The sequence below is a fragment of the Streptococcus mitis genome, assembly GCF_003942865.1.
GTDB classification, from domain to species: domain Bacteria; phylum Bacillota; class Bacilli; order Lactobacillales; family Streptococcaceae; genus Streptococcus; species Streptococcus mitis_BI.
On sequence record NZ_RJNZ01000003.1, the window covers coordinates 59,529 to 75,985 of the forward strand.

At 41.8% G+C, this 16,457-nt stretch carries 13 protein-coding genes; all 13 read left to right on the top strand.

Features of this window, described 5'->3' with window-relative positions:
• Entirely contained in the window at positions 1–3,045 is a 3,045-nt protein-coding gene (locus D8845_RS03435; protein WP_125452486.1) for a type I restriction endonuclease subunit R, read from the top strand.
• A 134-nt stretch (positions 3,046–3,179) separates the two neighbouring features.
• Positions 3,180–3,584, top strand: a complete 405-nt coding sequence (locus D8845_RS03440; protein WP_125452487.1) for a YbgA family protein — start codon at positions 3,180–3,182, stop codon at positions 3,582–3,584.
• Positions 3,568–3,930, top strand: coding sequence for a TIGR02328 family protein (locus D8845_RS03445; RefSeq protein WP_125452488.1), 363 nt, complete (start codon positions 3,568–3,570; stop codon positions 3,928–3,930). The genes D8845_RS03440 and D8845_RS03445 overlap by 17 nt, the downstream gene beginning before the upstream one ends.
• Before the next feature lie 244 nt (positions 3,931–4,174).
• The gene (metE, locus tag D8845_RS03450; RefSeq protein ID WP_125452489.1) at positions 4,175–6,424 is read left to right on the top strand and encodes a 5-methyltetrahydropteroyltriglutamate--homocysteine S-methyltransferase; all 2,250 of its coding nucleotides are present in this window, start codon (positions 4,175–4,177) and stop codon (positions 6,422–6,424) included.
• Between the two features lie 101 nt (positions 6,425–6,525).
• The gene (metF, locus tag D8845_RS03455) at positions 6,526–7,392 is read left to right on the top strand and encodes a methylenetetrahydrofolate reductase [NAD(P)H] (RefSeq protein WP_125452490.1); all 867 of its coding nucleotides are present in this window, start codon (positions 6,526–6,528) and stop codon (positions 7,390–7,392) included.
• A gap of 581 nt (positions 7,393–7,973) precedes the next feature.
• A complete protein-coding gene (gene pnp / locus D8845_RS03465) occupies positions 7,974–10,187 on the top strand; it encodes a polyribonucleotide nucleotidyltransferase (protein ID WP_125452491.1) in 2,214 nt (737 codons plus the stop codon).
• Positions 10,188–10,202: 15 nt separating this feature from the next.
• On the top strand, positions 10,203–10,820 hold the full coding sequence (gene cysE / locus D8845_RS03470) for a serine O-acetyltransferase (protein ID WP_125452492.1): 618 nt from the start codon (positions 10,203–10,205) through the stop codon (positions 10,818–10,820).
• 11 nt (positions 10,821–10,831) lie between these two features.
• Positions 10,832–11,716, top strand: a complete 885-nt coding sequence (locus tag D8845_RS03475) for a GNAT family N-acetyltransferase (RefSeq protein ID WP_125452493.1) — start codon at positions 10,832–10,834, stop codon at positions 11,714–11,716.
• A 301-nt stretch (positions 11,717–12,017) separates the two neighbouring features.
• Positions 12,018–12,539 carry a dihydrofolate reductase family protein gene (locus D8845_RS03480; RefSeq protein WP_000301974.1) on the top strand — a complete coding sequence of 174 codons (522 nt, stop codon included), beginning with the start codon at positions 12,018–12,020 and terminating at the stop codon, positions 12,537–12,539.
• 17 nt (positions 12,540–12,556) lie between these two features.
• Positions 12,557–13,900, top strand: a complete 1,344-nt coding sequence (cysS, locus tag D8845_RS03485; RefSeq protein WP_125452494.1) for a cysteine--tRNA ligase — start codon at positions 12,557–12,559, stop codon at positions 13,898–13,900.
• Positions 13,893–14,279, top strand: coding sequence for a Mini-ribonuclease 3 (locus D8845_RS03490; RefSeq protein ID WP_070528982.1), 387 nt, complete (start codon positions 13,893–13,895; stop codon positions 14,277–14,279). The genes cysS and D8845_RS03490 overlap by 8 nt, the downstream gene beginning before the upstream one ends.
• 3 nt (positions 14,280–14,282) lie before the next feature.
• A complete protein-coding gene (locus tag D8845_RS03495) occupies positions 14,283–15,152 on the top strand; it encodes a helix-turn-helix domain-containing protein (RefSeq protein ID WP_125452495.1) in 870 nt (289 codons plus the stop codon).
• A gap of 112 nt (positions 15,153–15,264) precedes the next feature.
• Positions 15,265–16,395 carry an ABC transporter ATP-binding protein gene (locus D8845_RS03500; protein WP_000229948.1) on the top strand — a complete coding sequence of 377 codons (1,131 nt, stop codon included), beginning with the start codon at positions 15,265–15,267 and terminating at the stop codon, positions 16,393–16,395.
• Positions 16,396–16,457 lie beyond the last annotated feature (62 nt).

Here is a 16,457-nt window from a genome sequence, read left to right on the forward strand (position 1 = left end):
ATGGTTGATTATTCAAAAATACATGAAGTTATTGCGGAAACGAATGAAGGGATTCTCTTGGCTGAGTATCAACCAGAGTATCGCACAGATAGAGAATATCAGTCTGAGGCTGACCTAGAAAATCAGTTGATTTCTGATTTGGTAAATTATCTTAACTACGAACGACTAGATATCCATACGCCTGAAGAGCTCTTAGCAAATGCCAAGGTTCAAATTGAAAAACTTAATAAGGTGGTCTTTACTGATGCGGAATGGAGTCGCTTTGTAGTCGAGTATCTGGACTGTCCCAATGAAGGTTTGGTTGAAAAAACACGAAAAATCCAAGAAAATCATATCTATGACTTTGTCTTTGATGATGGACGAATTAAAAATATTTTCATCCTTGATAAGAAAAACATTCACAACAACAGCGTGCAGGTCATCAACCAAGTGACCCAGGTGGGTAGTCATACTAATCGTTACGATGTCACCATCTTAGTAAATGGACTACCTCTAGTTCAGATTGAATTGAAAAGACGTGGTGTTAGGCTCAAAGAAGCTTTTGAACAAATCCATAGATACAGTAAGGAAAGTTTCAATAGTGAGAATTCTTTATACAAATACATTCAGATTTTTGTCATTTCGAATGGTACTTTTACACGCTATTTTGCCAATACAACAGCTCAAAATAAAAATCATTATGAGTTCACCTGTGAATGGGCAGATCGTAAGAATAAGACTATTCACGATTTGGAAGATTTTACTGTTACTTTTTTTAGCAAGCGTGTCCTCTTGGAAGTTTTGACTAAGTATTGTGTTTTTGATACTAATAACACCTTGCTCATCATGCGCCCTTATCAGATAGCAGCTACTGAGAGTATCATACGCAAGATTCATTCGTCTAATGAGATGAAGAACTTTGGCACAATCAATGCTTGTGGCTATATCTGGCATACAACGGGATCAGGAAAAACTTTGACAAGCTTTAAGACTGCCCGTTTGGCGACAGGGTTGGACTATATTGATAAAGTGATTTTTGTGGTTGATAGAAAAGACCTAGATGACCAAACTATGAATGAATATAAAAAGTTCCAACCAAATTCAGTTAATGGAAGTAACAGCACAAAGGAACTTCAACGTAATATTGAAGAAAATGATGGTAAAATCGTTGTCACAACAATTCAAAAGCTAAACAAATTTATAACAGCGAATCCAAATCATGAAATCTATAGTAAAAAATGTGTTTTAATCTTTGATGAATGTCACCGCTCCCAGTTTGGGAAGGCGCAGAAGCGTATTAAGAAGGCTTTTAAACAATATGCTCTATTTGGATTTACAGGGACACCGATTTTCCCAGAAAATAGCTTGACGGGTGAAACGACACAAGAAGTTTTTGGAGAACAACTTCATAACTACGTTATCACGGATGCTATTCGAGATGAAAAAGTGTTGAAGTTCAAGGTTGACTATAACTATATCAAACCTGAAATCAATAAGTATAGAGAAGCTGAAAAAGCAGTTGGCCGAGAGATTGACGAGAAGAAACTCAAAAAGATGGAGAAGGAACTACTTCTACATCCCGAGCGGATAGCAACCATCACTGAGTACCTGTTGAGAGTTTATGATGACAAGACGCATCGAAATCAACACTATACTCATAAGCAAAAACAACTGTTTGGATTTAATGCCATGCTAGCTGTACAGAGTATTGAAGCAGCAAAATTATACTATGAAGAACTCCAACGACAGCAAGCAGCTTTACCAGAAACTAAACGATTGAAAGTTGCAACTATCTTTAGTTTTGCACCTAACGAAGAACAGTCAGCTTATGGAGAAATTCAAGATGAAGAGCTAGAGCCTCAAGATACAGCCCTGCCTATATCTTCTAAAGAGTTTCTTTCTAGAGCGATTGACGACTATAATCACATGTTCAAGACCAACTTCTCAGCTGATGGGAAGGAGTTCCAAAATTACTATCGTGACCTTTCTAAACGAGTTAAGTCCAAGGAAGTGGATTTGCTGATTGTAGTTGGTATGTTCTTGACGGGATTTGATGCTCCAAGTATGAATACTCTCTTTGTCGATAAAAACCTACGTTATCATGGTTTGATTCAGGCTTTCTCGAGAACTAATCGAATTTTTAATAAGGTTAAACGTTTTGGGAATATTGTTTGTTTCCGTGATTTAGAAAAGGCTACGCAAGAAGCTATTAAGACTTTTGGAGACACAAATAAGCTTGAAATCATCTTGGAAAAAAGCTTTAGTGAATACATGGATGGTTTCGTGGATCAAGTAACGGGTATCGAGGTCAAAGGCTATACTGCGGTTTGTCAGGAAATTTTGGAAAGATTCCCTAATCCACAAGAAATTGAAACAGAACATGATAAAAAAGAATTTGTTAAGTTATTTGGTGAGTTACTGAAGCTTGATAACGTCCTTCGAAATTATGATGAGTTTCAAGAAATCGATAAGCCTATCTCTGAAGGTTATCTTCAGGATTTAAGAAGCACTTATGTAGAAATTCGAGATGAATTCTTAAACCTTAAAAATTATGAAAGAACAAAAGACTTAGGTGTTGACCTTTCAGATGTTGAATTTGAAATCGAACTCTTAAAAACAGATGAGATTAATCTGGACTATATTCTTGCATTGATTGTTGAAAAATCGAAGAATTCTGAGTCTAAAGAAGTAATGAAAGCAGAAGTTAGTCGTGTAATTCGTTCTAGTATCGATATTCGTGCCAAAGAAGAGTTGGTTATCGGCTTTATCAATGACACTGATTTGCAAAAATTGAAAGACCATGATGGGGTTATCAATGCTTTCTATGAATATGGCAAGGAACGCAAGAAAATCGCAATCCATGACCTAGCTGAGTCTGAGAACCTTGTAGCTGATTACCAATTATTCATAGACAAATCAATTCAACGAGGTTATGCTGAAAACAGTGGGACTGATTTAGATTCGATTATTCCACCAACTTCTCGTAGACAGGGAGCACGTGAACGGAAAAAGCAAGAAGTTTTACGTAAGATTCAGTTGTTAGTAGAGACTTATTCAGGTATTTAAGGATTGTTGACTAATATTTATTAGAAAAATCAGGCTCTACAAAAAACACTCTTTATTCGCTCATATTCCGCTCATTTTTAAGATATAACTTTGTTTCCATATTTCCTGGGAACTGATAGAAAGTAAGGAGAAATATGGGAAATAACAACCAACGTGCCCTTTGCCAGCAACTTTGGGCGAGAAACAAATACCTCGTTTTGAGTCATTCTAGCAATATTTACAATGAGATTCGCCAATACTTGAAGAATGAAGAGGTGGAGGTGAGTCAGGTTCAAGAGATGATTGACCGTGCCTGCCAGATTACAGAACACAGGGGTCAGGTTTGCAATGCCTTTCAGCATATTTGGGGCTATTTTAAAAAGAAAGCGACAGATGCCGAGCGCAAGGACTATATGCTCTTGCTTGATCGCTACCGCTTTGGTCAGGCTTCTAAGGAAGACTTGATCACTAAGACTAGAGACTTGCTTGATCGCTATCCAAATACCTACTTGCAACATTCAACTTTACTGAAAGGAGATTGTCATGAGACTTTGGCATGAGGACTTAATTTCGCAACTTCCCCGTCCTCAACTTTTGGGGCAGCATCGAGAATGCTGCGCTCTTCGTGGCAACGGTTGGGGCAGAAAGCATGCGACGGTGGACTATGTCTTTACTCACTCGCCCTATCGTCTCTATGCCTATCATGACTTGATCATGAAGGAGATGGCTAATCGAGGCTACAATGTCAGTCCAGAGTGGTTGGACAAGAACTACCGAGGTAAGACCTGCCCTCCTTATCAAGACTTAGCAGAGGAAAAATTGACCAGTCCTATATACAGCGAACATGACGATGCCTACTATGAGGAGTGTCTGGACAATCTCCGAGAGAAGGGGATTGACTTATAGTCTTTTCTAATAACAAGCCATAGTCACTTATAAGAATTACCAATAACGCGTTTGACCAGTCTAACTGAAATATAGTTAAAAAACAAGCTACAAAAAGGATTTGAGGCATTTTTCTCAGGTCTTTTTCTTTTGTTTAAAACAGAGATATAGTTTCAAACTATATTAAAGCCTAATTTTTTACAATTATACAGATGATTTCTTTTCTGTTAAGATAGTTTCAACAACAAATTTTGGAGGACACATCATGTCAACTACAATCATCGGTTTCCCTCGTTTGGGCGAATTCCGCGAATTAAAATTTACAACTGAAAAATACTTTAGAAAAGAAATCTCAGAAGAAGAACTCTTGGCAGCAGCAAAAGAATTGCGTGCTAAACACTGGAACATTGTCAAAGAAAAAGGCATCACTGAAATCCCATCAAATGACTTTTCTCACTATGACAACTTCCTAGATGCAGCTTTCCTTTTCAACGTGGTACCTGCTTCAGTTCAAAACTTGGACTTGTCTGACCTTGAGCGCTACTTCGCTTTGGGTCGTGGTTACCAAGGAGAAAAAGGGGACGTTCGCGCCCTTCCAATGAAGAAATGGTTCAACACCAACTACCACTACATCGTTCCTAAGTTTGAAAAAGACACTCAAGTTAAACTTGCAGGTCACAAAATCTTTGATGAGTTCCAAGAAGCCAAAGAACTTGGATTGAACACTCGCCCAGTTCTTGTAGGTCCATTCACTTTCCTTCAATTGTCAGACTTTGAAGAAGGTGTGAAAGCAGAAGACTTCGTAGACAGCTTAGTGGCTGCTTACCAAGAAGTTTTTACTAAATTGGCTGAACTTGGTGCATCTCGTATCCAATTGGATGAAGCGGCTCTTGTCAAAGATTTGACAGCTGAAGAAAAAGCTCTCTTCTTGAACCTCTACAACAAACTCTTGGCGGACAAGAAAGGCCTTGAAGTCTTGCTTCAAACTTACTTCGGTGATGTTCGTGACGTCTACGCTGACCTTGTGAAATTGCCAGTAGATGCTATCGGTCTTGATTTTGTTGAAGGTAAGAAAACTCTTGAACTCGTTAAAGGTGGTTTCCCAGCTGATAAGACTCTTTATGCAGGTATTGTCAATGGTAAAAACATCTGGCGCAACAACTACGAAAATAGCTTGGCTGTTCTTGAGCAAATTCCAGCTGAAAATATTGTCTTGACAAGCTCATGCTCACTTCTTCATGTGCCATTTACAACTGCTAATGAAGAATTTGAACCAGCAATCTTGAACCACTTTGCCTTTGCGGTTGAAAAATTAGACGAAATCCGTGATTTGGATGCTATCCGCAATGGTCAAGGTGAAGAAGCACTTGCAGCCAACAAAGAACTCTTTGCGACTGAGCGTGTGGGTGAAAATGCGGAACTTCGTGCTCGTATCGCTGGATTGACGGACGCAGACTACACTCGTTTGCCAGCCTTTGCAGAACGTGAAGCTATCCAAGAAGAAGCTTTCAAACTTCCAGCTCTTCCAACAACAACTATCGGTTCATTCCCTCAAACTAAAGAAGTTCGTGCAAAACGTTTGGCTTACCGTAAAGGTGAATTGTCTCAAGAAGAGTACGACGCTTTCCTTGCTGAAACAATCGATGAATGGATCAAATGGCAAGAAGATATCGACTTTGATGTCCTTGTTCACGGTGAGTTCGAGCGTAATGACATGGTTGAGTACTTCGGTCAAAACTTGTCAGGTTACCTCTTCTCTAAAAATGGTTGGGTACAGTCATACGGTATGCGTGGGGTTAAACCACCAATCATCTGGGGTGATGTCACTCGTCTCAACCCAATCACTGTAAAATGGTCTAGCTATGCACAAAGCCGTACAAACAAACCTGTTAAAGGTATGTTGACTGGACCAGTAACTATTCTAAACTGGTCATTCCCACGTGAAGACATCTCTATCAAGGATTCTACTCTTCAAATCGCCCTTGCTATCAAGGATGAAGTGCTTGACCTTGAAGCTGCTGGTGTGAAAATCATCCAAATCGACGAGGCTGCTCTTCGTGAGAAATTGCCACTTCGCCGTAGCGACTGGTATGAAGACTACCTTGACTGGGCAATTCCTGCCTTCCGCTTGGTACACTCAACAGTAGCGCCAGACACACAAATCCACACTCACATGTGTTACTCAGAATTTACAGATATCATCCCAGCTATCGACAACATGGATGCGGACGTTATCTCATTTGAGGCTAGCCGTTCAAACCTTGAAATCTTGGACGAACTCAAAGCGAAAAACTTCCAAACAGAAGTGGGACCTGGGGTTTACGATATCCACTCACCTCGTGTACCAAATGAAGGCGAAATCGACCACACAATCGAAGCTATCCTTGCTAAAGTGCCAAGTAAGAAAGTTTGGATCAACCCTGACTGTGGTTTGAAAACACGTGGTATTCCAGAAACAAAAGAAAGCTTGATCCGCCTTGTTGAAGCAGCTAAAGCTGCGCGTGAGAAATTGTAAGATAGGATTTCTCAAGAAGCGCTGTTTGGTCAATCTGCCTGTTTCACTTGGATTCTAGGAATCCAGCTAACGAAAAAATCAACTAGAAAAGGATAATGACTATGTCACGCCAAACACCGTCACTCTCATTTGAAGTGTTCCCTCCCAACCCAGCCGTGGGTAATGATAACATTATTTCTGCTCTTCAAGATATGCAGGAGTTGGCTCCCCACTTTATCAGTGTGACTGCCAGCAATAATAAATTTAATATCAAGGAAACGACGGTTCGTTTGGCTGACTTTATCCAAAATGACTTGGTGATTCCGACTATTGCTCACTTGCCAGCCATCTATTTGACTAAGGACAAGGTTGCTGAAACGATTACAGACTTGGACAAGGTTGGGGTGCAGAAAATCTTGGCTCTTCGTGGGGATATTATTCCAGATGTGGAACCACAAAAGGATTTCCGCTACGCAACTGACTTGATTGAGTTCATCAGGGAGCAAGCTCCTCACTTTGATATTGTTGGTGCTTGTTATCCAGAAGGCCATCCAGATTCACCAAATCAGATTTCTGATATTCAAAATCTTAAGAAGAAAGTAGATGCAGGCTGTTCGAGCCTCGTAACTCAGCTTTTCTTTGACAATGAGCGCTTCTATGATTTCCAAGACAAGTGCATCTTGGCTGGGATTGATGTTCCTATTCATGCAGGGATTATGCCAATTCTGAATCGAAATCAGGCTCTCCGCCTCTTGAAGACTTGCGAGAATATCCATCTTCCACGCAAATTTAAAGCCATCTTAGACAAGTATGAGCATGACCCTGAGTCGCTCAGAGCAGCAGGACTTGCCTATGCGGTGGACCAAATCGTGGACTTGGTAACTCAGGATGTTGCCGGTGTGCATCTCTACACTATGAACAATGCGGATACAGCAAAATACATCCACCAAGCAACCCACGCCTTGTTTAATCACCAGTCTCTAGGATAATAAAAAGCAAACCATTCTTCTCAGGTGAGGGGAATGGTTCCTTTTTAATGGTAAAGACCGCACTTTTTAAGAAAAATATGATAAAATAGACTCTGTACGTACTTGATACAAAGATGAGGGTATTAAAAAAATAGAATGCATTCTAACTAAAAGATTTAGATACTTTAGCATCAAACCTTTCTGATAACTAACGGTAGGAAAGAGCGACACGAGCGAGTCAAATCGATATTATTTGACGAGAGAGTTAGTAAAGCATTTAGCTAATCGCCTGATAGCGATTAGCGTGAAAGGTTTAGATACTTTAGTATCAAACCTTTCTAATGATTTGTATCTTGAGTAATTGAACCCGGGCTAAATCCCTAGTGAAAAAGATAGATTTCCTGGTGTACATGGTACACTGCGTCAATCGAATGCTATCTTGTGTAATTGAACCCGGCCGAAAAGCTGTGTAAAAAAGATAAACTGTCTTGTCTTCATCGAAGACTTCGTCAGTTTCCTATTTTTACTTTGCTTTTGACGTCCTTAGTATCTTGATCTTTGTAGGCAAGGCGTATAATTTCATCAATCCAAAGGGGATTAAAATGACAAAACAAGTGTTTCAAACGACTTTTGCGGGTCGTGAGTTAATCGTAGAGACTGGTCAGGTTGCTAAGCAGGCAAATGGTTCTGTTGTCGTGCGTTACGGTGAGTCAACTGTCTTGACTGCGGCCGTTATGTCTAAGAAGATGGCAACTGGGGATTTCTTCCCGCTTCAAGTCAACTACGAAGAAAAAATGTATGCAGCTGGGAAGTTTCCTGGTGGCTTTATGAAACGTGAAGGACGTCCTTCAACGGATGCGACATTGACAGCGCGTTTGATTGACCGTCCAATCCGTCCTATGTTTGCGGAAGGTTTCCGTAACGAAGTCCAAGTGATTAACACAGTACTTTCTTATGATGAAAATGCCTCTGCACCTATGGCAGCTATGTTTGGTTCTTCTTTAGCGCTTTCTATCTCAGATATTCCATTTGACGGACCAATCGCTGGGGTACAGGTGGGCTATGTCAATGGCCAAATCATCATCAACCCTACTCAAGAACAAGCAGAGCAATCTCTCCTTGAATTGACAGTAGCAGGAACTAAGCGCGCCATCAACATGGTAGAGTCTGGTGCTAAAGAATTGTCAGAAGAAATCATGCTGGAAGCGCTCCTTAAAGGGCACGAAGCGGTCAAAGAATTGATTGCTTTCCAAGAAGAAATCGTTGCTGCTGTCGGTAAGGAAAAAGCAGAAGTAGAATTGCTTCATGTGGATGCTGACTTGCAGGCTGAAATCATCGCAGCCTACAACAGCGACCTCCAAAAAGCTGTCCAAGTAGAAGAAAAATTGGCTCGTGAAGCTGCAACTCAAGCAGTTAAAGACCAAGTGACTGCTGTTTACGAAGAAAAATATGCAGACCACGAAGAATTTGACCGTATCATGCGTGATGTGGCTGAAATCTTGGAACAAATGGAACACGCTGAAGTGCGTCGCTTGATCACAGAAGACAAGGTACGTCCTGATGGCCGTAAGGTCGATGAAATCCGTCCTTTGGATGCGGTTGTTGACTTCCTTCCTCGTGTGCATGGTTCAGGTCTCTTTACTCGTGGACAAACTCAGGCTCTTTCTGTCTTGACTTTGGCTCCGATGGGGGAAACTCAGATTATCGATGGTTTGGATCCAGAGTACAAGAAACGCTTTATGCACCACTATAACTTCCCTCAATACTCTGTAGGGGAAACTGGTCGTTACGGTGCGCCAGGTCGTCGTGAAATCGGTCACGGTGCTCTTGGTGAGCGTGCTCTTGCTCAAGTCTTGCCAAGTTTGGAAGAATTCCCATACGCTATCCGTCTAGTAGCAGAAGTTTTGGAATCAAACGGTTCTTCATCTCAAGCCTCTATCTGTGCAGGAACGCTTGCTCTTATGGCTGGTGGTGTGCCAATCAAGGCGCCAGTAGCTGGTATTGCTATGGGACTTATCTCAGATGGAAATAATTACACAGTCTTGACAGATATCCAAGGTTTGGAAGACCACTTTGGAGACATGGACTTCAAGGTTGCAGGTACTCGTGACGGGATTACAGCCCTACAAATGGATATCAAAATTCAAGGGATTACTGCAGAAATCTTGACTGAGGCTCTTGCCCAAGCTAAGAAAGCCCGTTTTGAAATCCTTGATGTGATTGAAGCAACCATTCCAGAAGTCCGTCCCGAATTGGCTCCAACTGCTCCGAAAATTGATACCATCAAGATTGATGTGGACAAGATTAAGATTGTCATCGGTAAGGGTGGAGAAACCATCGACAAGATTATCGCTGAAACAGGCGTTAAGATTGATATCGACGAAGAAGGAAATGTGTCTATCTACTCTAGCGACCAAGATGCTATTAACCGTGCTAAAGAAATTATTGCTGGTTTGGTCCGTGAAGCCAAAGTGGATGAAGTTTACCGTGCTAAAGTCGTTCGTATCGAGAAATTTGGTGCTTTTGTTAACCTCTTTGACAAGACAGATGCCCTTGTTCATATCTCTGAGATGGCTTGGACGCGTACCAATAATGTCGAAGACTTGGTAGCAATCGGGGATGAAGTTGATGTTAAGGTTATCAAGATTGATGAAAAAGGACGTGTGGATGCTTCTATGAAAGCCCTTCTTCCTCGTCCTCCAAAACCTGAACGTGATGAAAAAGGCGAAAAGTCTGAGAGACCTCACCGCCCACGTCATCACAAGGACCACAAACCTAAGAAAGAAATTACAGAAACACCAAAAGATTCAGAATAAGAAAAGGAGAAATGTATGGGATGGTGGCGCGAAACCATTGATATCGTAAAAGAAAATGATCCAGCGGCCCGCACCACTTTGGAGGTTTTGCTGACTTATCCAGGTGTCAAGGCCTTGGCGGCCCACCGTCTTTCACATTTTCTCTGGAAGCACGGCTTCAAACTCTTTGCTCGTATGCACAGTCAGTTTTGGCGCTTTTGGACTCAGATTGAGATTCATCCAGGTGCCCAGATTGATTCAGGTGTCTTTATCGACCATGGCTCTGGTTTGGTGATTGGGGAGACGGCTATCATTGAAAAAGGCGTTCTCCTCTATCATGGGGTAACTCTTGGGGGAACAGGGAAAGACTGTGGCAAACGCCATCCAACCGTGCGAAAAGGAGCTTTAATATCCGCTCATGCCCAAGTCATTGGACCAGTGGAAATTGGTGAAAATGCCAAGGTCGGTGCTGCAGCAGTTGTCGTAGCAGATGTACCTAGTGATGTGACGGTTGTCGGTATTCCGGCCAAGATTGTCCGAGTTCATGGTAAAAAGGATGAGCCGGTCATTCACGAAGTCGAAGAAAAACGAGAGTACTACGTCAATAAACTCGAGCAGGCTAAAGATGTAAGTCACAGATCGTCTGGTTTGTAGAGGATACCTATATGATTCAAGCAAGAAACAAGTTAAGCCAAGAGGAGTTATCTGAGGCGAAAAAACTAATTAACTGTTGCCAAAACTATGACGGTACCTATCGTGATCCCTATCTCTCTAACATGCTTAATTTTGACCCAAACATGCCCGCCTTTTTCCTTTATTATGAAAAAGGCGAACTTGTTGGTTTATTAACTGTCTATGCAGATGACCAAGATGTAGAAGTGACGATACTGGTTCATCCATCTCATCGCCGTCAGGGGATTGCGCGTGCATTGTTTACTAGTTTTGAGAGAGAAACAGCTCCTTTCTCTATTTGTTCAGTTACTTTTCAGACAGAACGTATTTTTCTAGAACATCATCCTGATTTTGTCAATAACTGGCGGCTGGTAGAGGATGAAGAGACAGAAACTTGGTTAGGTAAGGATAGAAGACCTTATCAGTTAGCAAAGGTTTCTAATCTTGAAGTTTTGTTAGCAGATAGTTCGTATCAGGAGCAAATCAGTCAGTTAAAATTTCAGGCATTCTCAGAGGAACATGAATCTAGAGAAGTTGTGGATAGATATGTCGCTGAAGCTCTGAAGGATCCAGAAAGTCGCTTATATATTTTATTAAAAGACGGTCAGGTTATTGGAACTTGCACGGTAGATTTATCGACTAATACGAATTACTTCTATGGTTTGGCAATATCGGAACCTGAACGTGGAAAAGGCTATGGAAGCTATTTAGCAAAATCACTTGTCAACCAACTAATTGAGCAAAATAATAAGAAATTTCAGATTGCAGTGGAAGATAGCAATGTAGGTGCCAAGCGCTTGTATGAAAAAATTGGCTTTGTCAAACAGACTCAGGTGGTTTATCTGAATGAGAAAGGAGCAAGGGATTCCGAAGTGTAGAGACATTCGGACTGAAATTCAATTAAACTCTTAGTGATGAAACTAACTGTTCTCGGATTTTAGTTTTCCTGACTATTCTTTTATGATTAAAATCTATGACAGCTTGAACCGGAAGTAGACAGGAGAGGCGCTTGAATGTTTAAGAATGAACCTTTCTGCTGCAGATTGGTATTGCTGTTGTCTGGCTTATTTTTCTTGTCCAGTAAGGATTTTGCTGAATACTTTGATTAGCTTAAGTCTAATCATCTGGGTCTATCCCGCTAAGTGAAGGCGAAGCAGAACTAGAAAGGAAACTACAAGTATGGCAGTATATTTTTACGGCTGTATCACCATGGATGGCTACTTGGCAGACAGCCAGCACAGGATAGACTGGTTGCATCAGCTTGGTTCTGTAGAGGATACAGGCTATGATGACTTTTACAGGCAAATGGATATCACCATCATGGGCAAGCGGACCTTTGAGGAAATCCAAGATTTGCAAGATGTAGAAAGTTTTTATCAAGCTACGGAAAACTATGTCTTTACGCATGATAGGCACCTGCCTGTCAGCAATTACCAGCCAGTAGCTGGGGATGTGGTGGACTTTGTTCACCAAATTGACAAAGGCAAAAATGTCTTTGTGATTGGTGGTAATTCCTTAGTAGGACCGCTCTTGGATGCGGATCTTTTCGACCACCTCATTATTCAGATAGCTCCCCTTATCCTAGGAAAGGGGGTTCCCCTCTTTACCCAAGAGGAAGGGCAGCGCTTTTACCAACTGGATAGCCTCAGACAATTTGGTCCTTTTGCAGAGCTGGTTTTCAGCCGAAAAAGTCAGAAATAGAGAAGGGAGTGGACCGCATGATTAAAATTTACGATACCATGTCTCGTGATTTGCGAGAGTTTGTCCCGATTGAGGACGGCAAAGTCAAGATGTATGTTTGTGGGCCAACTGTGTATAACTATATCCACGTGGGGAATGCCCGTTCGACGGTGGCTTTTGATACCATTCGTCGTTATTTTGAGTACCGTGGGTATGAGGTTGCCTATATTTCCAATTTTACGGATGTGGATGATAAGATTATCAACCGTGCCAAGGAAGAAGGTATTACGTCTCAGGAGGTTGCGGACAAGTACATCGCTGCCTTTCGTGAGGATGTGACGGCCTTGGGCGTCAAACCTGCGACTCGCCATCCGCGTGTAGTGGAGTTTATGATTGACATCATCCGTTTTGTGGAAGACTTGATTGAAAAAGGTTTTGCCTATGAGAGCCAAGGGGATGTTTACTTCCGTGTGGAAAAATCTCACAACTATGCCAAATTGGCTAATAAAACCTTGGAAGATTTGGAGCTGGGTGCTTCAGGTCGTACCGATGAAGAAACAGCTCGTAAGGAAAATCCTGTAGACTTTGCCCTCTGGAAATCTGCCAAATCAGGCGAGATTTCTTGGGACAGTCCTTGGGGACCTGGTCGTCCGGGCTGGCACATCGAGTGTTCAGTCATGTCGACAGAGATTTTAGGTGATACCATTGATATTCACGGTGGTGGAGCCGACTTAGAGTTTCCTCATCATACCAATGAAATTGCCCAGTCTGAAGCTAAAACAGGCAAGACCTTTGCTAACTACTGGATGCATAATGGCTTTGTTAATATCGATAATGTCAAGATGTCTAAGTCTTTGGGAAACTTTATCACTGTCCATGATGCCCTCAAAACGCTCGATGGGCAAGTGCTTCGTTTCTTCTTTGCGACTCAACACTACCGCAAGCCCATCAACTTTACGGAAAAGGCAGTGCGGGATGCAGAGACTAATCTCAAGTATCTGAAAAACACCTATGAGCAACCATTTACAGGGAAAGTGGATGTCAAAGAGTTACAAACCTTTAAAGATAAGTTTGTAGCAGCTATGGATGAAGATTTTAACGCTGCCAACGGTATCACAGTTGTTTTTGAAATGGCCAAATGGATTAACTCAGGTAATTATGATGCAAGTGTTAAGGAAGCTCTTGCGGATATGTTGGAAGTCTTTGGGATTGTCTTTGTTGAGGAAGTTTTGGATGCAGAGATTGAAGACTTGATCCAAAAACGCCAAGAAGCGCGTGCCAATCGTGACTTTGCGACAGCGGACCAGATCCGTGACCAATTGGCTGCTCAAGGGATTAAGCTCCTTGACACCAAAGATGGAGTGAGGTGGACACGTGATTGATGTCAATCTCATTAACGGGATTGCGTTAGCTTTTGAGGGGGACGCGGTGTATTCCATGTATATTCGCCGTCACCTCATCCTCAAAGGCATGACCAAACCCAATAAACTCCACCAAGAAGCGACCAAGTATGTCTCAGCCAAGGCTCAGGCTCACCTGATTTCCCTTATGTTGGAGGAGCAAGTCCTAACGGAAAAAGAAGAAGAAATCTACAAACGTGGCCGCAATACCAATAGCCACACCAAGGCTAAAAATGCTGATGTGGTGACTTACCGTATGTCCACAGGATTTGAAGCCGTGATGGGCTATCTCCATATGACTGAAAATCTGGAACGTCTTGAGAGCTTGATTTCTTGGTGCATCCAAAAAGTGGAGGGCTAGGACATGATTGCAAAAGAATTACAAGACTGGTTTCCTGAGGCTCAAATTTCAGACCAACCAGTAGAGAAAGAGGGTTATCTCACTCTTCCTTTGGCTTCTCAGCAGTGGATTTTGCTGGAGGAAACTGGGCTTAGCGAGCGTGAAAAGCAGTTGGTTGCCCTTTTGACCCAGCAGGAGCAGGCTAGTTCGCTTAATCCTTGGTATCCCTATCTGATTGAGGGGAAGGGGCAGGCGCCGCAAACTTTTAAAAAGATTCAGCTGGTTTATTGCCATCTTTCCTATTTCCAACAGGAAAATCTGGCCTCTTGGCTGGACATGATGCGGACTCTTTTTCCCAACTGCCAAACAGTGCTTCAGGTCGGAGCTCAGGATTATGTTTTCGTGCTTCAACAAGATAAGTACACCTCTGTGCGAGCTATTTTAAGTGATACGATTGAAGCAGTTGAGTATGACTTTGGTCTTCGTCTGTCAATCATGTTAGGCCAAGTTTGGTCTCAGGCAGCACATCAAGCTCTGTCAGACTTAATCAAAGCGGAGCGGGATTTGTTTAAGACTTGGTGGCGTCAGGGTCACCAAGGTGTTCACACTTTTTCACAACTCTATCTTTGGAGTATGGGGGAAAGGCTCTTGGACTTGAAACCAATCAAGGAATGCCTGCATCAGATGATTTTGGACCAGGACCAGATTCAGGAAATTATCCTTTCTCTTTGGGGAAACAGTGCTGTTCTGACTAAAACAGCCCAGCAACTCTATCTGCACCGCAATTCTCTCCAATACAAGATTGATAAATGGGAAGAATTGACAGGGCTTCAATTGAAGGAATTGACAGACCTTACCCTATGTTATCAATTGATTTTACCAGATATTCTCTAAAGTTTTGTGCAAGTTGCACAGAACTTTTTTGTTTTTTTGGTCATCTTGCCATAGAAATGTAAAGCGTTTTCATCTATAATAAAACTATCAAAAGACAAAAGGAGTTCACCTCATGGTAGAATTGAATCTTAAAAACATTTACAAAAAATATCCAAACAGCGAACACTACTCAGTTGAAGACTTCAACTTGGACATTAAAGACAAAGAGTTTATTGTTTTCGTAGGTCCTTCAGGATGTGGTAAATCAACTACTCTTCGTATGATCGCAGGTCTTGAAGATATTACAGAAGGAACTGCATCTATCGATGGCGTGGTTGTCAACGACGTAGCTCCAAAAGACCGTGACATCGCCATGGTATTCCAAAACTACGCTCTTTATCCACACATGACTGTTTATGACAACATGGCTTTCGGTTTGAAATTGCGTAAATACAGCAAAGAAGACATCGACAAACGTGTGCAAGAAGCAGCTGAAATCCTTGGATTGAAAGAATTCTTGGAACGTAAACCTGCTGACCTTTCAGGTGGTCAACGTCAACGTGTTGCCATGGGGCGTGCGATTGTCCGTGATGCAAAAGTATTCTTGATGGACGAACCTTTGTCAAACTTGGATGCAAAACTTCGTGTATCAATGCGTGCTGAAATCGCTAAAATCCACCGTCGTATCGGAGCTACAACTATCTACGTAACTCACGACCAAACAGAAGCGATGACACTTGCAGACCGTATCGTTATCATGTCAGCAACTAAGAACCCTGCTGGTACAGGTACTATCGGACGTGTAGAACAAATCGGTTCTCCTCAAGAAGTTTACAAAAACCCAGTTAACAAATTCGTTGCAGGATTCATTGGAAGCCCAGCTATGAACTTCATTAATGTGAAATTGGTTGGAAGCGAAATTGTTTCTGATGGTTTCCGTTTGAAAGTTCCAGAAGGAGCATTGAAAGTTCTTCGTGAAAAAGGCTACGAAGGTAAAGAATTGATCTTCGGTATTCGTCCAGAAGACGTGAATGCAGAACCTGCTTTCCTTGAAACATTCCCAGAATCAGTTGTCAAAGCTACTATCTCTGTATCAGAGTTGCTTGGTTCAGAATCTCACCTTTACTGCCAAGTTGGTAAAGATGAATTCGTTGCTAAAGTTGATGCTCGTGACTACTTGCAAACAGGTGCAACAGTTGAACTTGGATTTGACTTGAACAAAGCCCACTTCTTCGATGTAGAAACTGAAAGAACAGTTTACTAAGATAAATAAAACTCAAAACACTGCTAGAAATCTGGCAGTGTTTTTGATATAGATATTGATTG